Consider the following 23,794-nt stretch of genomic DNA (forward strand, 5'->3'; position numbering starts at 1 on the left):
TCCCGAGATGCTTCGAGAGCTCGGAATGCTGCACTGGCTGCGGCATTGCGCCCTGCCACCGGGTGGTATCGGACCTGACATCCAGATCTGTACGGAACTGTTCGCCCCGCTTGCCGAATCCTTCCCCGGTGTGGTGCCACCACCGGTGCTCGGCTGGCTTCAGGAAAACCGCTATCGGGGATTGACGCCCGCGGAACTCGGACCGTTCTACGCGTCGGTGATCGCCGACGCCGCTTTGACGGCCGCGGATCCCGGCTTGACAGACCTGGGGATAGCCGCGTGTCGAGCCGCCGTCGACGCCGGCGGTGAGGTCGACCGTCCGGCGCACCTGTTCAATCTGATGACGCTGCTGAACCAGCGCTTCGAATGGACGGCCGCCGAGGCGGATCTGGACGATGCCGTCGCGGTGGGCCGCGCGGCACTCGAGTCGGCCGAGCACCCGATCGCTTCGGCGGTCCGGTTTCCCCTCGGGCTCGCTCTGCTCACCCGGTTCGGCATCCGTGGGCGGGAACGGGACCTCACCGACAGCACGGTGCTCCTGCGCGAAGTGGCGTCGTCTTTGCCGTCCGGTGACCCGGACCGCGTCGCCTGTCTGTCGCAGCTCGCCTTGGCATTGGAGACCCATTGCAATATCGGCGGTCCGCTCGCCGTGGTGGAGGAGTACGTCGAGGTGACCCGGGAAGTCCTCGCAAGCTGCGCTTCGGACGACCCGGCATTCGGTGAAGCACTCCTGTTGCGAGGCAGTGCCCTGCGGGTCAGGTTCGTCCGTACGGGCGATGCCACCGACATCGCGGAGAGTGTCCGGTACCTGCGGGAGGCGCTGCGGAAGCTCCCCGAGGGCTGCGAGTCGCATGTCCCCGCGCTGCTCAATCTCGCAAGCTCACTCCAGACCCGGTTTTCGTACGCCTCGGCGTTCACCACACCTGATGGTCCGGACAAGGCCGATCTGGCCGAAGCCATCACTCTGGCCAGGGAGGCCGACGCGGCCGTTGGAGAAGGCCACCCGCTGAGGTGGGCGGTCGAGGCCACGCTGACGACCGTGCTCCGAGCCGATGACGCGGGCCATGCCGAGGTGACACGTGCGGCAAGAGCGGCCTTGGCGGCACTGCCCGCGGACAGCCCGCTTCGGGGGACCGCGCTGCTGTCCCTCGGTGAGGCACTTCGCCGCCAGTACCGGGCCTCCGGTGATGAGGAGGTCCTCCGGGAAGCCGTGGACGTCCTTCGTGAGGCGAAGACGGCCGGCGCAGGCGGTCCGCTCGGCCGGGCTCCGATGCTCACGGCCCTGTCGATGGTGCTGTACGAGGCGGTCAAACTGGCCGACGCCGACGGCGAGATCGATGACGGTGAGCTCGACGAAGCCATCGAGACAACGAGAGCGGCCGCGCAGGGCATCCCCGATGACACGGTGATTCGCGGCCAGCAGCTCTGGCAGCTGGCGGAACTGCTGCGGTGGCGCTTCCTGCGCACAGGCCGGGCCGCGAATCTCGACGAACGGATCGAGACGCTGCGGGCGACGGTGCCGCTGGCTCCCGACGCCCCGGCGTTGACGCAGTGTTTGTCCGCGCTCGCGGACGCACTCAGCCTCCGATACAGCAGGAATCCGGACCCCGCCGACCTCGACGAGTCCGTCGCCGCGTTGTGCCGGGTCGTCGAGACCCTGCCCGCGGACGATCCCCGACTGCCCGACCTGCGGGCGGACGCCGCGTTGGCGCACCTGCAACGCTTCGACGCCAGGGGCGAGCCTGCCGACAGCGAGACGGCGACCCGGCTGATCCGCTCGGCGCTCGCCGCTACCGGCTCGGGCGACTCGAGTCGCTATCGAATACTCGGCGTTCTTGCCGCGATCCTCAGCTCGACAGCCACCTCCGAGCGCGACCCCGGGAAGCTGACCGAAGCCATAGAAGCCTGCCACGCGGCGACACCACCCGGCGTGGTTCCGAAGGTGTCGGTCACCCTCACCCTGGGCAACGCGCTCATATCCCGCTACGAGAACACCGGTGCCGAAGCCGACCTGGAGGCGGCGGCCACGACCTTGCGGTCCGCTTTGGCGGACGCGACCGGGATGAACCGGCTCATGCTCGTGAACAACCTCGTCCAGGTGCTTCGCATCCGGTTTTTCCGCCACGGCGACAAGAGCGCACTGACCGAGGCGATCGACAGGGGGAAGGCAGCACTGCGGGAAAACCCCGACGCGTTGCTGCTGGCGGGTAATGTCGCGGCCGCACAGACCGACCGGTACGAGTGGGCCCGCGACTCCGCCGATCTCACCGAGGCCGTCGAAGCACTGCGGTCGGTGCTCGGCCGGGCCCGGCCGGACAGTCCGGATCTGCCGACGCTCCGGTTCTATCTCGGCTATGCCCTCCGGGCCCGTTTCCAGGCCACGGCCTCGATCGTGGATCTGGACGAGGCGATCGCGGTGCTGCGGCCAGGCCTCGCGTCGGCCAGATCGCGCGACCAGAAGGTTCAAGTCAGCATGATGCTGGGAATCGCGCTGTCGCTTCACGGGCAGTGGTCGAACGACCAGGTCGCGCTCGCCGAGGCGAGTGAATTGCTGCGGGTCGCGGCTGACGGGCTACCCGTGGCGAGCCCGGGCCGGAACACGGCCGGGATCTTCCTGGCGAGCACGCTGCGCCTGCGTTTTCTCAACTCCGGAGAAGAGATTCTGCTCGCCGAAGCGATCGAGATCGGCAGGGAGATCGTCCCGCGCACCCAGGACGAGGAGACCAACCGGGCGTACGCACTGATCACGCTGGGCACCCTGTTGGCCCTGCGGTTCGAGCGGACCGGCGACGTCGGGGTGGCGACCGAGTCGATCGAGGTGCTGCGCCGCGGGGTGGCCGCCGCGGGCACGAACAACGCGATAACGGCGAACGCGTTGTCCGAGCTGGCGCACGCATTGCGTGGCCGGTACAGCATCCTGGCGGAGTCCGCCGATCTGGACGAGGCCATCGAGGCCGCGGAGCGCGCCACGACCCTGCCGGGCACGACACCGGCCGAACGGAGTGCCCAGTTCACCGCACTGGCCGCCGGTCTGCTGACCAGATCGCTGGCCACCGGCGATCTCGACGACCTCGACGCAGCCGTCGACCTGGGGCGCGAGGCCGCCCGCGCGCCCAACTGGCACGTCGCTTCGGCGGTCAACCTGATGACGCTGGGACTGGCACTGTGGTCCCGCTTCGATCGGACCGGAACGGTTTCCGACCTCAACGCCGCCATCGACGCGTTGTTCGAGGCGGCGGAGGACGCCCATCCCGGGCACATCATGCGGCCCGTCATGCTGACCAACCTGTCCAACGCGCTACGGACGCGGGCTGGCCTGCTCGGCTCGGCCGCTGACCTCGACGCCGCCGTGGACGCCGGGCGATCGGCCGTCGCGTCCGCGCCGTCGGACCATCCGGCGGTGTCGATGTGCCTGATGAACCTCGGGACCGCGCTGCACATCCGGTACCTGGAAAAGCAGGACACCGCGGACCTCGACGCCGCGGTCGCGGCCTTGAACGAGGCGGTGGACCGCAGCACGCCCCAGAGCCCGAACCGGAGAGAGATCCTGCTGAACCTGGCTGGACTGTTACGCACCCGCCGTGACCGGCGTCCGAGCCGGGACGCACTGGACCGGGCTGTCGCACTCGTCCGGGAGGCGATCGCGATCACCGACGTCGCGCATTCGATGTACCCGCTGTGCGTCCTCAGCCTCTCGACCGTGCTGCACACCCGGTACGACCGCGGTGGGGACGACGCGGACGCGGCCGAATCGATCGAGTCGGCCAGACGGGCGATAGACAGCATGAGCGCCGGTGACCCGCGAGTCGCGGTGGCCTGGGTGACGTTGGGAAGGCTGCACGAGCGCAGGCGCGTCGAAGGCCGGCGCGACGTCGACGCCGCGGTCGCGGCCTACCGAACGGCGGTCGAATCTCCCGCTGCCGCACCGACGTATCGGGCGGCCGCGGCCAGATTGTGGGCCGAGTCGGCCGTCCGGCACCGCGATTGGGCCTCCGCTACGGAGGCCTTCGGCGTCGCTGTCGCGCTGCTGCCCCATGTGGCCTGGCACGGCATCGAACGCGACGCGCGCGAGCGCAGGCTGACGATGTGGGAAGGCCTGGCCAGGGCGGCCGCCGCCGCGGCGCTGGAGGCCGGTGACCCCGGCCGTGCGGTGGAACTGCTCGAGCAGGGCCGCTCCGTGTTGTGGTCGCAGGCACTGCAGACCAAGGACGACCTGTCGACGCTGCGGGAACGTGACCTCGCGTTGCACGATCGCCTGCGCGCCGTGGCGACGAAGCTGGCGGCCACGACCGCGCCCGACATTCCGGAGGCCGCCGCCACGACCGATCCGTGGAGCGACCCGAGCCAGCGTATGCAGTCCGACCGGATCAAGCTGGCCGAGGACTGGGACCGGCTACTCGCCGAAGCACGCGCCTTACCCGGACTGGAATACCTACTGCGGATCCCGCCGCTGGCCACCCTCCGCGAGGGCCTGCCCGACGGTCCCGTCGTCCTGATCAACGTCGACGAAGCCCGATGTGACGCCTTGATCGTGCACCGGGACCGCGACGTCGACCACGTCCCACTGCCTGACCTGTCGTACGTGGAGGCCGGACGACGGGCAGAGGGATACCTGCGGGCGTTGAAGCTGCTGGAAAACCCCGGCGGACCCGGCGACCTCGCCACGACCGGCGCCAAACAAACGGTGCACGCGACCCTGGAATGGTTGTGGGACACCGTCGCCGATCCGGTGCTGACCCGCTTGGGCCACACCGGGCACGATGAGCCGTTGCCACGACTGTGGTGGTGCCCGACCGGATCACTGACCCTGCTCCCGCTGCACGCCGCCGGTTACCACGACCCGGCCGACACTCCCGCCGGACGCACGGTGATCGACCGCGCGGTGTCGTCCTACACACCGACACTGCGCGCGCTGGCGAAGGCGAACACCGCGAGCGCTGTCAAGCCCGTCGACCGACGTATCCTCGTGGTCGGCATGCCGGAGACCCCGCCGGTTCCCGGTAACCCGGACATGTGCCCTCTGCCCGGCGCTCGGGCGGAAGCCGAGTTCATTTCTCGTGTGCCCTCGCTCAACGGCACGTTGCGGGTCGCCGACACCGCCACCCACGCTGCGACAACCGCCGACCTGCGCACCCACGCCTACGCACATTTCGCCTGCCACGGCGGGCAAAACCTGCAAGAACCGTCGACCGGCAGCCTCTATCTGTGGGACAGACCACTGACCGTGCTCGAGGTCGCCGAACTGGATCTCGAGCACGCCGAACTGGCCTACCTGTCGGCCTGCAGTACGGCGATCGGTGGCACGAATCTGCCCGACGAGGCCATCCACCTCGCCGCGGCGCTCCAGCTCGCGGGTTACCGGCAGGTGATCGCGACGTTGTGGACCATCACGGACCGGACCGCGGCCGAGGTGACCGAGATGATGTACACCGGACTGCTCGGACCTTCGGGTCTGCGTCTCGACGACACCGCACTCCTGCTCCACCGCACCGTGCGCGCCTTGCGCGACTCGGCCCCCCGCAACCCGGCCATCTGGGCCCCGTATGTCCATTTCGGACCGTGACCGAGTGACTCACCCCTGTCGCAACCGGTTCTGACCAGCACTACCGCCTGCGCGGCAGAGGGGCGTTCAAAGCTCGCACGTGAGCCTGAACGCCCCTCGCGAACCTGCCTGACGAGCTGGCCGGTCAGGGCTGCTCGCGCCACCAGCGCTGACCGGCTTCGGGCAGCGTGGAGATCGGGTCGTAGTACGGGTACTTGCGCTGCAAGGCCTCCGGGTCCTCGTGCTCGATCCCGGTCCGGTAGTTCTTGGTCCAGTACGAGATCCCGAGCTCGCGGTCGTATTCGGCGAGCTGGTGCACCCAGCGCTTCCCGACATACGGCACGTCGCAGACGATCCGCGGCGTCGCGTAGCCGGGCAGGTAACCCATGATGGCGTGCTGGAGTTCCTGCGCCTCGTGCACGGAGACCCGCCAGTGCTCGGCGTTCGGGATCATGTCGCACAAGTAAAAGCGGGACGTAGGCCGTCGCCTGGACGTTCACGTTACCTGCAGTGTTAGCTGTCGCGAACGTCCACAATGGATCCCTGGGGGGAATCTGGGCCGCTTGCAAAAGCATGCAGTCGCCGGTTCTTGGTCTCGCTTCGGTCTGGAGCCCGCTCAGCGTGGTCCGGGGGTTCGTTGAGCCCATGTTGACAGTAGCTCTACGAGTGCTTCCCTGCTACCCCGAACTAGGTTAACCATGAGTGTGGTCACGAAAGATGTCCGCGGGCAGTGAATGCTCCTCCTAGTCGGCCAGATATGGCCTCGCTGGGCGCCACAGGATTCCCCGTGAATGGCAGATATATAACCGGTAGATCGTCCAGGTTGACGTGCGGCCAGGCCGCGCGATGTGAACAACACCAAGGAGTTCCGCGAGGCTGATGACGTCACTGGGAGTTACCGCGTCGCGGGAGGTTTGGCGGGGTGTGGCCATCACGGTCGCGCTGTACCTGGTTCTGCGGGCAGCGCGCTTGCGCGAGAGCACCGGGTTCGTCCGATCGACGAGTACCTGCCCAAGATCGAGGAATTGGTGGCGTGGTCGAGCGGCAAGGTTCGCGTGGATGTGCTGCATCGGCGGAGCGCAGGGAGGGGGTCACTGGTGGCGAACGCTCTACCTGCGGGGTGGTTACGCATATGAATCGGCGGCTGCGGCCGGGACCGCAGCGGGAGTTTCGGTTGTGGATCGCGGAGCCGGGTTTGCGGTTGTGGTGGATGGGGGCCACGGCTCTCAATGCCGGCCAGCGTCGACCACTCCGTCACCTGCGCGTTGGCCCGGCTGATCCGCACCGACCGGACCATCATCGACGATATCGGCATGATCGCCGTCAACCCCGACGCCGCCTAAGGGGCCCACCGCGTGGTCGACGCCGCCTACGAACGACGCGCGTTGGTGGTGAGCTCGAACCTGCACCCGTCAGGATTCGACGAGATCTTGCCGAAATCCCTGGCCAGCCGCATTGCAGGCCCTACCCAAGCCTGGCAGCCACGGGGGAGCGGATCCACATGGGCGTGGCTACTGATGTGCTAGTTGGGGCGACGAATACCGGCTGCCCGTCGCCCGGCAATCCGGACCCTGCTGGGCGACTGCACAGCGGAGAGGATTCTTGTCGGAGGGAACATCGCGTCGACAGCCAAGCGGGCCCGGTCGTAGCCCGACGGCAGCAGGTGAACATATCGTTTTAAGGTGAAACCTTCGCTAGTGTGGCCGAGGAACGCGGCGAGTTCCTTGATGCTGACGCCCTGTGAGAGCAGGTAGGAGGCGTAGAGATGCCGGAGGGCGTGTGTTCCATCCTTGCGGGGGCGGTACTCGACCCCGCCGTCTCGAAACCCCTGCTTCCAGACTTCATCGGTCCACATGCTCGCGCGCCACGGCCCGTTGGACGCATTGGTGATCATGAGTCGGACGGTCATGTCGGTAACTCCATCCCTCTCCGCCCAGGGAAGGGTCACCTCTACGGGTTCGAACACGTCGCAGTACTCGTCGATGCGCTGGAGAAGACCGGCGCTGATGGGTATGTCTCGCTCCTTATGACCCTTCGGGAGCTTGAATTTGAGGACTCCTGTCCTGTAGATAAGCTGTCGTGCACATCGATAGAGCATCCTGTCTCTATCGATGAAGTCAGGCGAAAAGGCGAGCATTTCACCGATGCGCAAGCCGAGGCCCGCACCCAGTGGAACACTGATCTTTCCTCGAGGCGAGAGGCCGTGCTCGACGGCGTGCATCTTGGATTCGGGCCACGGCGTGATGAGTGTCATCTGACGTTTGGGGCCGGGGATCGACTTGCTGTTAAAAGGATTTCGGTCGATCTTTCGTGCATCTACTGCCGCGTCGAACATGAGACTCGAGGTCTCCCAGGCGTCGGCTTGATAGTTGATCGAGATGGTTGAGTGGTTAGCGAGCCAGTGCTTGTACTCGCGAATCTCTGTTTCGTCGACCTCGTTGAGCGAGTAGTTGCCCAGGAACGGAAGTACCTGGTTACTGATAAGGCTGTTTAAGGATAGTTGGCTCGACTCGTCTTGAGATCGACCCTTGACATATACCTTGGCCCACTGCGTGACTGTGATGTCCCCGGCGCGAGGATCGATGAAGGCTCCAGAGCGGATCGCATGTCCGACTTTGTCGGCGAACTCGCGCGCCTGGGTCAAGGCCTTGTCGGGGAAGGCTAGGGACTGTTCATCTTGGTTCTTGTCGATCCAGCGAACTCGGTACCTCTGTCCGCTTCCATACCGATCAGTCCGCTCCATGAGCGGGTTTCCCCTGTTGTCGACCAGCTTTGCTCTCGTGACTGGGTCACGTTTCTGCCGCATCCAGCGATCTTCGATGTACGCCACTGATGAATCCTTAGCAAGGTAAATGGGTGTCAAAAGTGGGCATCACGGCTCCGATTGCGAGAGCCATTCCCTGATGCCGTCTGGGTAGTAGCGCACATATTTTCCTACTCTGGTGAACGGTGGACCCTTTCCGAGGAGTCTCCAGTCGGCCAAAGTTTTCACTGGTACGCGTAGGAACGATGCTAGTTCCTCGGTAGTCCAAAGTGGTTCCATATTGGCATTTGTCACAATTCCTCCTTCTCGACGTGGGACGGCCTAATCCTCGTTCACCAGGCGCAAGGCTGCGTACGAGCGCCAGCCAGGAGAACCACTGACCTCTTGCAGAGCGAGGCAGCGCCCCCACTTGCGTCATTCGGGCCGCGCAGAGTGTCGAACTTTCCGCCGCCCTGAGGGGCAACAACCATCCGCGTTGCCGGCCGAAAATGAACGCGATCCGGGAGGCTGCGGTGTTCAGCTTGGGTCGTTGCGCCCATCTCGACGAGAGATACGCCTTCCAACGCTCTCGATCAGTGGCGTGGCAGTCTCGGAGGCGTTCGATGTTGGCTGACCCCTGGGAGTCAGGGTAGGGGGCGTACCGCCCAGTGGGGGAATCCCCCCATAGGGCTCCCTGACCAGCAATTCCAGCGTATTTTGAGGCAGGCATCCAAGCATCGCAGTCGTCGGCAGACCCGCCGTATCGACGGACGCGCTCGATCAATCCCAGCTGTTCCGCGGCATCGCGGGCGCGTCGAACGGTTTTAGGGTCGAGGCGTGCCCTCTCGGCCCAGGCTCGGACAGAAATTGATCCGTCACGCCTCACGATTGCGTGAGCGAGAGCTCGTAGGGCTATGCACAACGTCCGCGGCCGGACGCCACCGGGGAGCCGTCCCACCTGAGCAGACGCACGGCAGGCGGCTTCCGCGAGGCGGTCCGACATCGCGGCTATCTGTTCGTCCGCGGCTCGCGTCGGACTTGAAACATCATGAGGTGGGCCAGAGGCACTGCCCGGCGCAGTCCTTCGACGCCGTGGACGACAGGTTGCGGCTTCCTCAACTGCTGGTCGCCATCGCGAGGTCAACCAGCCCGCGTACCCAAGGTGTCGGGCTTGGACTGGCGACGCATGCCGAAAGTTCCGCCAGGCCAACTCGACATCGGTTCCCCGTTCGGCGTCGACCCTGCTGACTGCTGGCGCCCAGAACCATCGTCGCCACGCCAGGTATCCGATTTCGGCAGCTTTCGAGCCTGGACCTCGGGCCGCTGCCCATGCTTGATCGAGGGACCAACCTGCCCGCACCCGAGCGATCGCTTCGCCAAACTCCGACTCGGATCTGCTCCGTCGGGTTTTGGCGGTGCTGCGATAAGTTGCGTCGGCGCGCTGCGCAACGCGCTGAGCGCTATTTGGCCTGAATCGCCTGTCACCTAACGCGAGTACCAAGTCTTGCAGGCCGGCCGCGGTCAGATTCTCGGTGGCGATGCCACTGTCCGTTCCGGAGCGATGTGGCGCCGTCAGTAGTCGAATTGTCGACCTGATCGTGGCAGGTACACGCTGGTGATCTGACAGATCTCGGACGACGGTTCTGAACTCCGACTGGAGAAGCTGCGGGATGTGGACAATAAGGTGGTAGTGCCCAGGGCGGCCGGAGGCTCTCCGTGTCCACCACAGCCCGCGCCGTTCGCACCAAGCGGCGAGGAGATCGGTGAGCGCTTCGCCCGCCTCAGCCCGGGCATCGCAGTCCTTCGGATCAATGTCAACTGCGAAAAGTTGGGCACGAAGTGTTCCAGCAATCGTTCTCACATCCGGCCGCGAATCCGCGTAGGTGCGCGCATCTCGTAAGGATCGCGCTGTGGCCACGCCGGTGTTCTCGCTGTCGATGAGAATGAAAGGTGCGGTGAACGCGATGCGGTCGAATCCTTCTGGCCCCGCGATGTCAACGCTCGAGGACGAGCGGTCGTGGCCTACGGGCGCGATGGCACCTGATATCAACGAGACCCCCCGTGTGGACTGACGAACTGTGCTCTCGATCCAGCTTGCAGATCAGAGTTCCTCATAGCGCACGTGCCTGCGACCGAGCTCGCTGGCGGGCTGATCCATTACGGCGCACCCGCGAAGGCCGCCACTTCTCTCTCGGTGGTGTCGCAAGCCAGATTTAACGGAACCGCGTGTCAACAACCGCCGGGTACTTACATTGCCTGGTTGGATTGGTGCCCGTCCATGCTTGCCGACCGTCGAGCTTCGACGTTGTACCCCTGCGCGGAGACCGCGTTCGCTCGGTGTCGGATGAGAGAGATGTCGGGGTCGCGCTGTACTGCAGTGGCGACACGGACCAGCCAGTGCGCTTCGGCGAACAAGTCCGACGCTGAATAGTTGCGCCGGGGTACGACGGCGTTACTGTCCTCTATTGGATTGCTGCTCCCAGCACGGTGGCCGTCCAAGGAGGCAGCGATCTCCGCGGCCGCCAGAAGCACGTCCGACTCGACAAGGTCATGACTTCGCTCGGCCGCGACCTCCAATGCCAAGTCGGCGATGTTGGGCGGGATGAAGGATCTAAGCGTTAGCTGAGCGTCGAGGATTTCCAGAACTCTGCGATAGAGCTGGTACATTGCACCGTCGGTGAGGGTGAGGTGCCCGCTAGGAAGATTGCCGAGCACTACGTTCGGCACCTGGGAGGTCACTTGTTTCCACAGCGGGGTTAGTTGCCTGGTCGCACGCTCTGCCCAAGTGCGCGCCGACAGATGGTCAAGGCGGAATCGTCGGCCGAAGCCGGACGTCCCGGTCGAACTGAGATTCAAGGCGTGGCTGCCAAGGTCGGTCTGACTGGTGTCTGACCGCGAAAGTACAAGGGAGGCGAATAGTTCGGCCTCACGCTCCTCTGCGGCGGCGTAGCTGGCGTGGCCAAGTATCCGCTGGACGAGTGTTGGCGACAGTGTGGGCAACAGCATCCGCAAAGCGTTGCTTTCTGCGACGAGCTCAAAGTGACGGCCGTCACTTTCAAGACCTCTATGGCCAAGTAGAAGGTGTCCGACCTCATGTACCACAGTGTGTCGTGATTGGAAAGGCGGCAAGTCTTCGGAAAAGTAGATGTGGTCGACATCGGTTGTGCTGATCAGTAACCCGCAGAGCTGATTCATTGCAATTCGTGCTGGAATGAGCTCGATTCGCCTACCAAGCGTCTTGGATGACATTTCCACGAAGATTGAGAGGTCGAACGGGTATGGTATCTCCAAGGCCTGAATAAGGTGTTCGCACCGTGCTGTCATGTTCGACCACGCCTTGCTCATGTCGCTGCCCGCCAGATTCGTTCCGGCAAGCCTGCCCGAAGTAGTGCGTGTAATGCCGCAAGAAATGAACCGGACGCCTGGCGCCCTCGTCGATGGCGGCCGCGCTGACGTGAGCCGGTGATGCGAGCGAAGAGTTCGAAACCCGGCTCGTTGCGAGGCCTACGATGACGTCCCATAGCCGTCTTCTTTCTGCCAAGTACTGCTACCAGTTTTTGTGGACCAGCTGTGCGCCGCTCGACGGAATTAACGGAAACACGCTGCGGCTTAAAAAACCAAGCGGGTGCGGAAGGTTCTGTTTCTGTTCCGTGGTCACAAGGTGGAGGGAGCGTTGAGGATATGTCCGTGACCGGTGACCCAGGTGTGCGCGGCCCGCAGGAAGGCGTCGTTGTCCGACGGACTGCCGACGGTGACGCGTACGCCGTGGTCTGCGATGTCGAGTACGAGGACGCCGTCGTCGTAGCAGTGCGCCGCGAATCTCCCGGAGTCCTCGGCGAGCGGCAGCCAGACGAAGTTGCCTTGAGATTCGCTGGGGGCGTATCCGATCCGGCGCAGCTCGGTCAGTAGACGCGTGCGCTCGGCGGTGACCCGGGCGACGTTGTGGCGCATGGCGTGCTGGTGTGTGAGGGCGGCGATTGCTCCGCTCTGAGCGGCGGCTCCGATCTCGCGTGGCACCGAGGCGTCGCGGATCGCCCGAGCCAGTGGGACAGGCGCGATGCCGTATCCGATCCGGGTCGCGGCGAGTCCGAAGGCTTTGGAGAAGGTCCGGACCACGACGACGTTCTCCTGCCCGGCGGCCCACCGGGCCTGCGCCAGTTCGGCGCCGTCGACGACGTGCGGGTCGGTGACGAATTCCCTGTATGCCTCGTCGAGAACGACGAGAACGTCGTTGGGGACCTGGTTGAGGAACGCGCGCAGGTCCTTTTGGCGGGCGATGGCGCCAGTCGGGTTGTGGGGGTTGACGACGACGACAACGCGCGTGGACGGGGTGATCGCGGCGAGCATCGCGTCGAGGTCGAGCGTCTCGCCGCCGGCGTGCGGCACTCGTTGGGCACGGGCACCGGCCTGGCGGGCGAAGACGTCGAAGGCCGCGAATGCCGGGCTGGTCCACAGCACCGCGTGGTCCGGTTCCGTGCATGCGATCTGGATCAGCCTGTGGAGGATGGCGGAGGCGCCCGCGCCCAGCATGATCTGCTCCGGTGTCGCGCGCAGATGCTTGGCCAGTGCGGCGATCAGCTCGGTGCAGGCGGGGTCGGGGTAGCGGTTGAGCTGGACGTTGTCGGCGACGGCCGCGCGGACCGGCGAGGGCGGCGGGTGGGGCAGTTCGTTGGCGGCCAGCCTCGTGATTCCGCCGATGCGCCGTGGTCCGCTGTAGTGGGGGGCGGGGACGTCAGCTGTGGTGGACATTCCACACCGCCGTGCTCCAGGAGGCAGTTTGCAGCTGGTCGTGGAACCGGCCGTTGCGATAGTCGTTCTGGACCTGCGCGACCCGGGCCTCGGCGAGGGTGTCCAGGCGGGGAATTCGTTCGACGTCGGTGTTGAAGTCCGGGTCGGTCCGTGCCTCGAAGACCATCGCGACTTCGGCGGAGAGGTTCACGCCGATGTGCGGCACGCCTTTCCCGATGGTCATGATCGAGTGCGGGGAGTGGACGAAGGTGTGTTCGAGTTCGTCTCCGACGAGTGAGGCGACCAGGCCGTAGGCGACGAAGATGGTGATCTCCGAGTACGCGTGCAGGTGCGGCAGCGCGTGGTGATAGCCGGGCATGCGCACGACTCCGGAGGACAGGGCGTCGATCGGTGCGATCCCGGAGTGCACGGCGGGCGCGAGTTGCTGGCGTTGCGGGCCGGCCGCGTAGTCGGCCATCGGGTTGGTGGTGGTGTGCAGGCGGTGCTGCGTCTGGGTGCTCATGCTGTCTCCCAAGGGGTTCTGTCAGGCGGCGAGGCTGGTCACCCGGACGAACAGGCCGGGGACAGCGGCATGCGGGGCGGTGGTGATGCGCGTGCCGAATGGGTCGAAGGTGCCGGCGGGGCTAGCCGGCGGTTCGTTCTCGTCGATCACCTGGTGGTGGGCGGTGACGCCGTCGGGCAGGGCGGGCGCGGTGGCCGCGTCGGACGGGCCCGCGGCCAGGGCAGCCGTGGTCGTGGCCGTCGCGACGAGCATTAGCGCGCCGGAGAGGATCCTGGCCATGAGGGTCATCGGTTGTCCTTGTCGTTGAGGGGATGGGCGGGAAACTCCCGGTCGGGAACGTGCAGCCGTGGCAGCGCGGCGCCGGGATGGTGGCGGTTGTAGGCGGCGATCAGTTGCCGGTAGCGGTGCGCGACGGGATCGTTGGCGGCCGCGTCCTCCCGGCGGTCGAGGCTGAGGCACACGAGCCGGTAGACCTGATCTGTGATGGACGGTCTCGACTCGGCGAACCGCGTGTGCGCGGTGGTGCAGTGCTGCAGGAACCGGCTCCCGTGCGGGTCACCGCCGTCGGTCCGGGGACGTTCCGGGTATCGGTCTCCGTGTCCCTGGAAGCCGAGTTCGACCTCCAGCAACCGGGGAACGAAGTGCTTGTGCACCACGGTTTCCGCCGTCAGGGTCTCCGGACTGGAGGTGCGGTAGACCCGGAATGCGCCCGCGAGGCTGTCGAGCTCCTCGTCACTGAAGCTGCTCATGCCCGGAAGGGCACCGGCGGCGGCGGCGCGCTCGTCGAGCTCACTACGGTCGGGCAGGAGTTGCGGGTCGGCTACCAGGATCGACCGGGCGATGTCCCAGATGTTGCGCGACCAGAAGAGGAATTGCGCCCGTGCGAGTGCGGGATCGACGACCAGGTGTCCGCCAGGGACGGCCAACTTGGCCGCGTGGTCGAGGATTCGCTGCAGCGGCGGCACCGATGCGGGCGTTCCGCTTTCGTGTGTCACTCGCAGATAGCTCTGGACAAAGTGGACCTGCAGAGCCTGAGATCCCTGCGCGTGCCGGAACGAGGCGAAAGCGAGGTGACGCATATGCCGTGACCACGTCAGCGGAGCGCGGTGGCGGGTTCGATGGAACGGGCCGCGCACGGCAGGACCAGTGCGCGCACTGATGATCACTGTGTACCTCCTGGGCGGAGTGCTGGATGAGGCAGCGCGGAAACCTGCCGGTGGCGGTCTGTGCCGCCGCGCCGGGCGGGGGCGGCTTGACTACCTGGTCTCCCACGGTGGCCAAGCCGCCCCCGGGATCTTGATCAGCTCGGGAGCCGGTTCAGCACCACGGGACGTAACCGGTGCCACCGCCACCGGGGCCGGTGGACTGCTCGACCTCCCACAGGTCGCTGCGCATCCAGCCGCTTCGCCATCCGCCCGAGGTGTAAAGACTCATCCAGCCCCACGTGTAGGGGCCCTGCGGAATCTTGCATCCGACGAAGGCGGTCGAGTTGCGGTAGCCGTAGGCCAGCACCCGTCCGCTCGGGACCGACGCGCGCAGCCGGGCGCCGTTGGCGAGGATGTCGACGTAGGACCCGCCCTGTGCCTGGACCCCGCCCGTGGATCGCATGGCCTGGTTGTCGCCGCGGCGGTGCGCCAGGCCCGACCACGGGTCGGACTGCAGGCCGCGGATCTCGGTGCCGTCCGGGGCGATCGCGGGAACGTCGCTTCCCGCGAGGCCGCCGGGGACGGGGCCGACGTCCGCGTCGGGGGCGAGCTTGAGTCTGGCGTGTGCGGAGCCCGGCTCCCAGTTGCCGTCGACGCTGATGGCCCCGGCGGGTGCGGCATTGGCGGTGCCGGTGGTCACGGCGGCCCCGCCCGCGACGAGTGCGCCGAGCGCGAGTGCGGTCAGCGCGATCCGCCCGCGGGCGGTTGTGGTGGTCGTCGAGTTCACGTTTCTCCTCCAAGATGCGGCGAAAAGCCGCGTCGTAGTCCGTTTGTGTTGGGGTAGAAGGGAAACCCGGTGTTTTCCCCTCGGGTTGTTGTCCGTTCCAGGCGGGTCGGCACGCCCGCGAGGTGGCCGAGTCTGGCCGCTGGAGCGGGTAAGAGGCGCCGGGGCAGCGCTGGCGGGCGCTGCCCCGGCGGGTATCACCCGGTCACCGCGTGGTGGCCCGGTCGCGGCGGGACCGGCGTGGCGTCCTTCTCCGGTGCCTTGCCCGTTCCCGGCTTGCTCGGTCCTGGCTTGCCGGTCCCCGGCTTCGGGGTGCCAGGCTTGCCGGTGGGCTTGCCCGTGGGGGCCGGCGTGCCGGTCGGGCCTGGTGTGCCGGTCGGCGGCTGTGTGGTCGGCGGGGTCGTCGCCTTGTCGCAGCTCACTCCGGCGGCGGCCACGGTCTGGCTCTTCTTGCCCTTGGCGTCGGAGATGGTGACCGTGACGCCGACGACGCTGGGGCCGCCGCCCTTTCCGGGGACGACCTGGAAGAACTTCGTGTTCTGGGCGCTGCCGGAGAAGTTGACCTTGGTGACCCCTTGCTCGCAGGTCGCGGTTACCGAGCCGAGTGCCTTGCCGCCGACGGTCAAGCTGCCGATGGTCGCCTTGGCGTACCCGGGCCGTGTCTCGGTCGAGATTCCCGACGCGGAGAACGACATCCCGGAGAGGGAGCCGCTGTTGGCGGCCTTGTTCTCGTTCCCGGTTGCCCTGACTCCGAACGCGGTGGATCCGGCTGCGGCGGCGTGCGGTGCGGTGGTGGAGGCGGTGACGCCGATGACACCTGCGGCGAGGATGCCGCCGATGCCGGCGGTCACGAGCGCCCGGCGGGTGGCAGGTCGATCGAGTGTGTGGACCACGTGGTCCCCCCTTGACTGAGTGAAGTGAATGCGGGTGGTCACGTGATCTCCACGAGGCTGCCCAGGGGCACGGTCCGGGAGATCACGTCGAGTGCGTCGGCGGGAACGCGGACGCAGCCGTCTGAGGAGGCCCGCCCGAAAACCGCTGGGGTGGGCCAGGAATGAAGGCCGACAGTCCCCGGACCGCCGCCATAGCTGGAGTAGGTGTCCGAATGCGACCCGAGCGGCAGGACGACAGGGCTGAACGCTTTCGGGCTGGTGTCCAAAATGGACGACAGGATGAAGGTTCGGCCCGCCGGGGTGATCGCGCCCGGCCTGCCGATGCCGACCGTCCATACCCCGATGTGGCGGTCCTGCTCGAACAGCGTCAGGGTGAAGTGAGCACGGTCGACGACGAGGCGGTGCTTGCTGCGTTCGATGGTGACGGCCGGGTCGTCGAGGGATACCCAGCCGGTGGATCCGTTGGGACGGCTGGGAAGCAGGACCTGTGCCCAGCCGGGTTCCTCGGTGATCACGGGGACCTTCGTTTCGGTCCTCAGCTCGCCGAATGTCTGCTGCGCGGGGAGCGCCGCGATCGGCGGCCCGCCGGGCTGCGCGTACACCGCGATCGTGGCGATGGGGTGGATGATCCGGCCCGAGGTGCGCGCACTGGGCGCGGGGTCATGTGGTGCACCGGAAATGGTGGTGAAGGTCGTGGCCTGGGGAAGTCCGGCGAGGCTCTGCGCGCTGACCTCCTGCGGTGCCACGATCTGCTCGACCTCCGGTGCGGGCTGAGCCTCGGAGCCGGCTGGCAGGGTGGCGACCTTCGCCGTCGACTCACCCGAGGTAAAGGTGATCGCGGCGGCCAATGCGATGGCGACGGCGGCCAGCCCCGCGATCGCGGCCAGCCCGGCACGGCGGTTCCGTGCGCTCGAGGGCGGCTCCGTCGAGCCGCGCCGTCCCGGTGGGGTGTTCGGGCCGAGCGAGGCGTCCTGCTCGTGTCCGGCCTGACTCGGCCGCGGGGTCTGGTCGCCGTCCTTGTCCATCGGAGCCTCCTTTCCCTGAGGTTGCTGGGATGTGGCCGGGGTGCCGTGGCGGCGCGTTCCTGCGCGGGGCGCCGCCACGGCACGAACCGGGGCTACTTGCTGAGCGCGGCGGGGAAACCGGCGGCCGGCGTGCCGACGCCGGTCAGCGGGTCCCAGCCGGGGCCGCTTTGCAGTGACTGGGGTTTCTGGTCGAAGTCCACGAGGTAGCTGCCCTGCCCTGGGGGAACCGAGACTCCGCCGTAGGAGCCCAGCCGGTCAGTCCAGACCCCTCCGTCGCGGTGCGTGACGTCCGAGATCGCCGGCGTTCCCGCGAGGTCGTAGATCGCGGGGTTCACGAACCCGAGCCGATCGGTGCCCGCGGCCTGCGCGGAGGCGGCGATCATGCCCGCCAGCAGCGGCGAGGCGAGGCTGGTGCCTCCCGAGGCGTATTCGACGTAGCCGTGGCCGGGAACGGTGTGTCCCACGGCGAAACCGGTGTAGGCATCGGCCAAGGCGGCGATGTCGGGAACCGCTCGGCGGGTACTGGACACCTTGCCCGCCTGGTACTCCGGACGCTCGAACACCTGGGACACGCCACCGCCGGCACCGCCCGCGAACGGCCCATCCCTGTCCTGGGTCGGGACATAGCGGTCACCGGACTGGACCAGCCCGGTAGAGGTCCAGCCGGTGTCCCAGAGTTTCTTGCCCGCGCCGTCGATCGCGGCCGAGGTGCCGCCGACGGCGGTGACCCACGGGTGAGAGGCAGGGAAGGTCGCCGACTGCTTTCCGCCGGTCACACCGGAAAGGTCGCCCGCGTCGCCGGAGGAGAACAAGATCGACTGACCTTGGATGGCGGCCTGGACGCCGATGGAATCCATCAGCTGCCGGGCTGCGGGCGACGCGGTCGTCTCGTCACCGTTGTAGCCCCACGAGTTGGTGATGATCCCGACTTCGTTATCCGCGACGGCCTTGTTGAGCGCGGTGTAGAGACCGCGGCAGTCCCGCCCGGCGTAGTAGGTGATCTTCGCCGCGGGGGCGATGGTGTGCGCGGCCTGCACGTCGAGGGCCTGTTCACCGGCCCACCCGTCGGGCTCGCAGGCGGGGTCCGGGTTGAATCCGCCGTCGGGCAGCTTCACGGTGTACTGGCCGGGCGCCAGCGGCGTCGAGCCGAACTTCGCGGCCGCGCGGTTGGCGTCGGCGAAGGTGCGGTCGCCGTTGTAGGCGGCGACGATGCCGATGTTGGTGCCCGCGCCGGTCTGCGCGGGTGTCAGCCCGTATAGACCCCGCGTTTGCGCGCTGTTGTAGCCGCAGATTTCATTGGACTGATCGGGATACTTGCGGGGCACGCTGGTGTTGACGGTCTGGCCCCAGTACGTCGCGCAGCCGGTCCCGGCCGCGGCCTGTGCCGCCGGTGCGCGGCGATCCACCCGCTGCGGAGTGATGGTCTTCTCGGAGTCGTCCAGTCCGAGCACCGCGGTCACCGCATCACGAAGCGAGGCGGGCAGGGTGATCGCGGACTCCGGGGCGACCAGGTACTCGACCTTGCCGTGCTTTCCGCGGTGCTTGTAGGTGGAAAGCTTGGCGCCGAAAGCTTTTTCCAGGGTGGAGGTGTCGGCGACCGCCTCGATGAAGTGCCGGTTCGCCGACACCTCGGTGATGCGGACGCCCTGCTTCTGCAGCCAGCCGCGGACCTTGTCGACAGTGTCGTTGGTCGCCGCGAATCGATCGGTGAACTGTTCGGCAGTCAGCGTCTTGCGGTACTGCGGTGAGCCGGGCGTGCTGATCGCCGTCGCCAGCCGCGCGGCGCCGGTCTGGTCGCGCAGGGCCAGCGCGACCTGAACGTGGCGCTGGGCGCCGCCGTCGGTGCCGCCGATCTTGGCGGCCGGTGTGGCCCAGGCCGGCGTGCTGCCCGCGACGGCGACCCGGTTGCTGGCCTGGCCGGTCGTGGCGATCGCGGGTGTCGCGGCCGCGATCCCGGCGAGCGCCGCGCATCCGGCGATCACGCCGACTGCGCGAGATGGTCGTACTGCCATGTGTTGCCCCCGTTACTCGGTTGGCGTATGCAACACGCCGGAATAGTGCGAGGCGGCCATCAATTCACGGGACGAGGAAGAGTTTAATAGACGCAATGCCGAAGGCTGGCTTCAGCTTTATTTCCCGTGTGGGCCACTCGCGTTCCGATGTGCAGCCAGCGTCTCCCCTGCTGGCCTGTGAACTGGGGTTTCCCGGTTCACGACTCACTCTGCACAACCGCCAAATGATCTGTCAACCAATTCCGAAAAGAATTTCTTACTGCATGTTATTGCGAGTTTTCGGGCAGGGTAAAGCGTTCGAGGACCGAGTGACAGACGGGTCCACGAATTATCGAATAGGGCTTTTGCTTATCGGATCGGGCGTGATTCCACCTTTTCGGCAACGAAAGGGATTCCTGATCCGCACACGGTCGCGTTGGCCAGTGGGTCGAAGGTATAGCCGGTGATGCGGACGCGTTCCTGCGCGGGGGCGCCTTCGAATACGGCGCGTTCGTGGTCGGTCGCGACCTGGCCGACGAGCCGGAGTTTCTGCCCGTGGTCGGTGACCATCTCCGCGCATCCGATGTGGTCGGTGCGCCAAGTGGCGGTGCCGTCGACGACGATCTGTGGTCCGGGCCGGTCGGCGGGGGCTGGGTTCACCCATCCGGTGGTGGGTGGCGGGGACGGCCCGGGGGCGTCGCCGCTGCAGGCGATCAGAAAAGCTGCGGTCGCGGCGAGCGCGAGGGCCAGGCCGGTCCGGGGTTTCATGCGTCGCCTCCGGGATGGGGGTGTGCCGCGCTGACGACCTCTTCCGCGACCAGGATCAGTGAGTTCGGCTCCTGCATCCGCGCCATCAGGGGAGCCAGCAGGTCATGCGCTCGCGCGGCGGTGAATCCCCGCCCCAGTAGCCAGACCTCGCGGGACTCCGTACTGCAGCGCCGGACGGCGTAGATCTCGTGTGTCCGTGCGATGTAGCCCACTTGCCAGCATCCCGCCCGTGCGAGCGGCTGCTCGATCGGGTCGTCGCCCTCGCGTCGCCACAGCTCGCCGTAGTCCTCGCCCGCGATGGTGCCCGCAGGCCCGTCCGGCGCCGCGTCCCGGCGGGTATCGCTCAGAAAGTAGGAAACCTCCTCGAACACCGCTACTCCGGCGGGTACGGCGGGGGAGCGTGCCCATCCGGCCGCCGCTTCGGCGAGCAGTCCCTCCTGGGGCTCCATCGCGATCACAAAGGCTCGCAGTGCCCTTTTCATGGCAAGGGTTTCCGCATGGATCCTGCACGCGTCGAGATAGCTGTCGCGTGCCTTCTCGGACTCCGCTCGCACCTCGGCGCGGCGAGTGCGCGCGAACCAGCTTCGGCCTAATTGCACCAGGAGCCGTCGTAGCCGCGCGTATTCGGCGATGTCGGCGGCTGCTCTGTCGGCCGCCCGCTGCTCCAGGTCCCGCACGTGGGCGTCCATCCGCAGGACATCGGCGGCGGCGTCACTCCGGGGCTGGTGCTGCTTCAGCAGCATGGCGGTGATCTGGACCGGCACGGTGGCGCTGCGCTCACCCAGGTGCAGCACCAATCGGCGGGCATCCGGAGTGCTTTCCCACCACGGTTCGGTCGGCGCGGCGGAGGCGAGGCTGGTCATGCCGCGGCCCTCGACGGATGCGCGACCGGCAGTGGCTGGCCTGGGGGCGTCGGCGGCGAGGAGGGAGCGAACCAGTAGTTGGTCGTGTCCGGATCGATCGCGTAGGTGGCGAAGACGCTGTAACCGGCCGTGCGCATGGCGGAGACGAGTTCGTCTTTGGTGGTGGTGTGCAGAAATCCGGTGAACTTCGGCGTCGCGTGCGGGTCGTGCGGCTGGCGGGCGACGTGCGCCCAGCCGGATTCTTCGTCCCGGACGAGAACGAGAAGCGGGGCGGCGGGCGGGGCGGAGTCGGTCATCGTGGTCCTCCTCGATCGGATGGGTTGATCTGCGGCATCGGGGCTGTGGTCACGCCGCTCCCGTGGCTTCGGGATGCGCGTGATCGGCGAGATAGGAGCGGATCAGGCCGGCGACATAGGAAGGGTCCCGGCGATGAGCCAGGTGTCCGTGCCGCCGCATGCGCACCACCCGGCTGGCCGGAAGGGTCTGCGCGAGCGCGAGGGTGGAGTCGCGATTGGGGTGCGGAGCTGAGCGCTCGCCGAGCAGCAACATCGTCGGCACGGCGATCGCGGCGTAGGTCCCCGGTGTCCACACGAGACGGTCGGCAACCTCGATTTCGCGCAGCAGCGCCGGAACCTGGCTCTGCAGCCAGGCTTTCCCGGCCTGTCGTTGGGCGGCTTCCGGCGTGAGGCCGGCGACATCTCGCAGGTACATGAGTAGCGCGGCGGCGTGATCTCCGGTCGCAGCGGCGGCGGCGATGGGGGCGAGCAAATCACCGACGATCGGACCGCCCGCGGTCAGCGGCGGCTCGTAGAGCACGGCGGCCGCAACCGGCAGCGCCGGAGTACGCAGGAGAGCACGGAGGACGATCAGGGCACCATAGGAGTGCCCGACGATCCGCGCGGCCCCGTCGACGAGCTCGAACACCGCGGCCAGATCGCCGATCTCACGATCCAGTGAGTAGCCCTCACCGGCATCGGCGCGCCGCCGTTGCGGCAGCCAGCACCGATATCCCCGGCGGGCGAGCGAGGACGCGACCGGCATCCAGCTCACCGAGCTGTCCATCCCGCCGTGGACGAGGACGACATCGGGGCCGTCCCCGACACGGTGGACCATGATCGGCGTGCCGTCCGCGCTGGTCACCATGTGCCTGTCAATCAGATTCGAGCGCATGCCTTCCCCTTCGTAACGCTGGCCGTCTCTAGCCGCGGCCGGTCATTGCCGGACAGCGGCCAGGGTCGATCGAGCCGGCGCGGGTGCGCGGCGATGATCGCCACCGCGCACCCGCGGGGAAGGGGGGTACTCGATCTCGTAAGTGGGCGGGCGCTACCGCAGTCGAAGCCGGCGGCGCCCGCCGGGTACGTGCCGCGGAGGGACATCCGAGCGACACGATGGTTCACGTTGGGTGCCTGGTCCGGGCGCCGGAAATGGCGCCCGGACCAGCGCGTTGGCCGCCGGGTTGGTGAAGCCGGCGCTCAGGTCTGCCGTGGTCATGGGCTGGTACCGGCGAGTGCTACGCCCGCTGGGACCGACGAACACGTCACGGTCAGGCGCTGTCGACTCGGCCATCTGACGCGTGATCCCCATCTGCACGCTCATCGGTCTCTCCCCCCTTCCATGATCCTCTGTCCCCACAGGTGGCTGACCTGCGTCGTTGCCGTTCGGAACAGCGACCAGCATCCCGCTGCAAGTACGGGATTCGCGTTTCAGTTCGGTTTCGACATGACGAGCATAGGGAAGCAGGTAGGAAAGTCAACTGAAACGCGGTTCCACTGCCTCACGGATGGTCGTCGTGTTGACAAATAATTGACAAACTTGACCGCCGGTCAGTCTGAATGTGCAGGTAGAGACATGATCACGACCGGCATTTGTTTCATGCGAAGTCGACACAACTTTCTCAGTTGACCGCGTTTCAGTTAGGATCTGCAGCTGCAGACACCACCCGCGTCGCAGCGGTGGCCTGCTACTGGGGATGAAGGTCCGATGCCGTGAGGCACCGGATGTGACGGCTGGAGCTGAGACACGGTGGCGGACGAGGATCGAGGCGATCCGCGCGGCAACCTCGCGCAAAAATTGCGGCACCTCCACTGGACTCAGCGCGGGCTGGGCAACCAAATGCTGTCCTACGAAGACATAGCCACAGGCGTCACCCGTGCCACTGGGCGGAAGTGCGGCGAGACGTACATCGAGAAGTTGTTCACCGGCCAGCCCGTCCGGCATCCCGATCCGGAGCGGCTGGAGGCGATCCTGACGCAGTTCGGGAAGACGCCCGCCGATCTGGAGGACCGCGGGGACCCGCACGGGACGTTCGGGCAGAGGCTGCAGCACCTGCGGTATCAGTACGGCCAGGAACGCGGCAAGCCATTGATCCACGAGGAGATCGCGGAGCACGTTCGTCGCTACACCGGACGGAGTTGCCGAGCGGAGTACATCGGCCAGCTGCTCAACGATCGTGAGCCAAACGGCCTGGCGAAGGACAAGATCGAAGCCTTGGCGGCGTTCTTCAAGGTGTCGCCGGCCTACTTCTTCGATGACGAGAAGTCACGTGCCGACCAGCAGAAACTGGAAGCTCAGGACGCCTTGCTCAGCGCATTGCAAGAGCTGCGGGAGGTCGGAGGAGACTTCGCTGCCGCGTTCCGGCAACCTAACCCCGGGCAAGCGATGTCCCCTCAGGACATGCTGCAGCTGGCCACAGAGATCCGGGCCTACGTCGGCGCGCTACGGGAGCAGGGCAGCGAGCCCCACGCCTGATGGCACGAACCCGGGTGCCAGGGCGGTGCGCGCAGCCTCGG

The 23,794-nt window shown here is 66.9% G+C and carries 17 protein-coding genes and 1 pseudogene; 2 read left to right on the forward strand and 16 right to left on the reverse strand.

The annotated features are described in order from the left end of the window. The first annotated feature begins 7 nt into the window (after window positions 1–7). Complete coding sequence (locus NQK81_RS00925; protein ID WP_257486579.1) at window positions 8–5,563, forward strand: CHAT domain-containing tetratricopeptide repeat protein; 5,556 nt, start codon at window positions 8–10, stop codon at window positions 5,561–5,563. 124 nt (window positions 5,564–5,687) lie between these two features. Here the strand turns inward: NQK81_RS00925 and NQK81_RS00930 are convergent. The 16 genes and pseudogenes from NQK81_RS00930 to NQK81_RS01010 all read right to left on the reverse strand — a co-directional run. Further along, window positions 5,688–6,011: pseudogene (locus NQK81_RS00930) on the reverse strand (lysine 2,3-aminomutase); the annotation flags it as partial. Between the two features lie 1,053 nt (window positions 6,012–7,064). Beyond that, the gene (locus NQK81_RS00940) at window positions 7,065–8,372 is read right to left on the reverse strand and encodes a tyrosine-type recombinase/integrase (protein WP_257486581.1); all 1,308 of its coding nucleotides are present in this window, start codon (window positions 8,370–8,372) and stop codon (window positions 7,065–7,067) included. 42 nt (window positions 8,373–8,414) lie between these two features. After that, window positions 8,415–8,585 (reverse strand): helix-turn-helix domain-containing protein, encoded by a 171-nt coding sequence (locus tag NQK81_RS00945; protein WP_257489975.1) that lies wholly within the window; start codon window positions 8,583–8,585, stop codon window positions 8,415–8,417. 1,947 nt (window positions 8,586–10,532) lie between these two features. After that, window positions 10,533–11,630, reverse strand: coding sequence for a DUF6545 domain-containing protein (locus tag NQK81_RS00950; RefSeq protein ID WP_257486582.1), 1,098 nt, complete (start codon window positions 11,628–11,630; stop codon window positions 10,533–10,535). A 309-nt stretch (window positions 11,631–11,939) separates the two neighbouring features. Then, entirely contained in the window at window positions 11,940–13,034 is a 1,095-nt protein-coding gene (locus tag NQK81_RS00955; protein WP_257486583.1) for an aminotransferase class I/II-fold pyridoxal phosphate-dependent enzyme, read from the reverse strand. Then, window positions 13,018–13,536, reverse strand: coding sequence for a hypothetical protein (locus NQK81_RS00960; protein ID WP_257486584.1), 519 nt, complete (start codon window positions 13,534–13,536; stop codon window positions 13,018–13,020). The genes NQK81_RS00955 and NQK81_RS00960 overlap by 17 nt, the downstream gene beginning before the upstream one ends. 21 nt (window positions 13,537–13,557) lie before the next feature. Continuing rightward, a complete protein-coding gene (locus NQK81_RS00965) occupies window positions 13,558–13,824 on the reverse strand; it encodes a hypothetical protein (RefSeq protein WP_257486585.1) in 267 nt (88 codons plus the stop codon). After that, window positions 13,821–14,531, reverse strand: coding sequence for a hypothetical protein (locus tag NQK81_RS00970; protein WP_257486586.1), 711 nt, complete (start codon window positions 14,529–14,531; stop codon window positions 13,821–13,823). The genes NQK81_RS00965 and NQK81_RS00970 overlap by 4 nt, the downstream gene beginning before the upstream one ends. A 322-nt stretch (window positions 14,532–14,853) precedes the next feature. Continuing rightward, window positions 14,854–15,468: a type 2 periplasmic-binding domain-containing protein gene (locus NQK81_RS00975; RefSeq protein ID WP_257486587.1), complete on the reverse strand. Its 615-nt coding sequence runs from the start codon at window positions 15,466–15,468 to the stop codon at window positions 14,854–14,856. A gap of 194 nt (window positions 15,469–15,662) precedes the next feature. Continuing rightward, on the reverse strand, window positions 15,663–16,358 hold the full coding sequence (locus NQK81_RS00980; RefSeq protein ID WP_257486588.1) for a hypothetical protein: 696 nt from the start codon (window positions 16,356–16,358) through the stop codon (window positions 15,663–15,665). A gap of 38 nt (window positions 16,359–16,396) precedes the next feature. Further along, a complete protein-coding gene (locus NQK81_RS00985) occupies window positions 16,397–17,383 on the reverse strand; it encodes a L,D-transpeptidase (protein ID WP_257486589.1) in 987 nt (328 codons plus the stop codon). Window positions 17,384–17,475: 92 nt separating this feature from the next. Beyond that, the gene (locus NQK81_RS00990; RefSeq protein WP_257486590.1) at window positions 17,476–19,395 is read right to left on the reverse strand and encodes a S53 family peptidase; all 1,920 of its coding nucleotides are present in this window, start codon (window positions 19,393–19,395) and stop codon (window positions 17,476–17,478) included. 348 nt (window positions 19,396–19,743) lie between these two features. Then, window positions 19,744–20,142: a hypothetical protein gene (locus tag NQK81_RS00995; protein WP_257486591.1), complete on the reverse strand. Its 399-nt coding sequence runs from the start codon at window positions 20,140–20,142 to the stop codon at window positions 19,744–19,746. Continuing rightward, window positions 20,139–21,005: a hypothetical protein gene (locus NQK81_RS01000; RefSeq protein ID WP_257486592.1), complete on the reverse strand. Its 867-nt coding sequence runs from the start codon at window positions 21,003–21,005 to the stop codon at window positions 20,139–20,141. The genes NQK81_RS00995 and NQK81_RS01000 overlap by 4 nt, the downstream gene beginning before the upstream one ends. Further along, window positions 21,002–21,301 carry a hypothetical protein gene (locus NQK81_RS01005; protein WP_257486593.1) on the reverse strand — a complete coding sequence of 100 codons (300 nt, stop codon included), beginning with the start codon at window positions 21,299–21,301 and terminating at the stop codon, window positions 21,002–21,004. Before NQK81_RS01005 ends, NQK81_RS01000 begins: the two co-directional genes overlap by 4 nt. Before the next feature lie 49 nt (window positions 21,302–21,350). Next, entirely contained in the window at window positions 21,351–22,175 is an 825-nt protein-coding gene (locus NQK81_RS01010) for an alpha/beta fold hydrolase (protein ID WP_257486594.1), read from the reverse strand. Window positions 22,176–23,027: 852 nt separating this feature from the next. On the opposite strand from NQK81_RS01010, the gene NQK81_RS45250 reads away from it, so the two are divergent. Continuing rightward, the gene (locus tag NQK81_RS45250) at window positions 23,028–23,753 is read left to right on the forward strand and encodes a helix-turn-helix domain-containing protein (RefSeq protein WP_306856023.1); all 726 of its coding nucleotides are present in this window, start codon (window positions 23,028–23,030) and stop codon (window positions 23,751–23,753) included. Window positions 23,754–23,794 lie beyond the last annotated feature (41 nt).

Source organism: Amycolatopsis roodepoortensis, from assembly GCF_024628825.1.
Taxonomy (GTDB): domain Bacteria; phylum Actinomycetota; class Actinomycetes; order Mycobacteriales; family Pseudonocardiaceae; genus Amycolatopsis; species Amycolatopsis roodepoortensis.

Coding starts and splice junctions, on each gene's coding strand:
- NQK81_RS01000 (WP_257486592.1), bottom strand. CDS start 21,005: ATGACCAGCCTCGCCTCCGCCGCGCCGACCGAACCGTGGTGGGAAAGC.
- NQK81_RS01010 (WP_257486594.1), bottom strand. CDS start 22,175: ATGCGCTCGAATCTGATTGACAGGCACATGGTGACCAGCGCGGACGGC.
- NQK81_RS00960 (WP_257486584.1), bottom strand. CDS start 13,536: ATGAGCACCCAGACGCAGCACCGCCTGCACACCACCACCAACCCGATG.
- NQK81_RS00945 (WP_257489975.1), bottom strand. CDS start 8,585: ATGGAACCACTTTGGACTACCGAGGAACTAGCATCGTTCCTACGCGTA.
- NQK81_RS00965 (WP_257486585.1), bottom strand. CDS start 13,824: ATGACCCTCATGGCCAGGATCCTCTCCGGCGCGCTAATGCTCGTCGCG.
- NQK81_RS00955 (WP_257486583.1), bottom strand. CDS start 13,034: ATGTCCACCACAGCTGACGTCCCCGCCCCCCACTACAGCGGACCACGG.
- NQK81_RS00990 (WP_257486590.1), bottom strand. CDS start 19,395: ATGGCAGTACGACCATCTCGCGCAGTCGGCGTGATCGCCGGATGCGCG.
- NQK81_RS00985 (WP_257486589.1), bottom strand. CDS start 17,383: ATGGACAAGGACGGCGACCAGACCCCGCGGCCGAGTCAGGCCGGACAC.
- NQK81_RS00950 (WP_257486582.1), bottom strand. CDS start 11,630: ATGAGCAAGGCGTGGTCGAACATGACAGCACGGTGCGAACACCTTATT.
- NQK81_RS00995 (WP_257486591.1), bottom strand. CDS start 20,142: ATGAAACCCCGGACCGGCCTGGCCCTCGCGCTCGCCGCGACCGCAGCT.
- NQK81_RS01005 (WP_257486593.1), bottom strand. CDS start 21,301: ATGACCGACTCCGCCCCGCCCGCCGCCCCGCTTCTCGTTCTCGTCCGG.
- NQK81_RS00925 (WP_257486579.1), top strand. CDS start 8: ATGCTTCGAGAGCTCGGAATGCTGCACTGGCTGCGGCATTGCGCCCTG.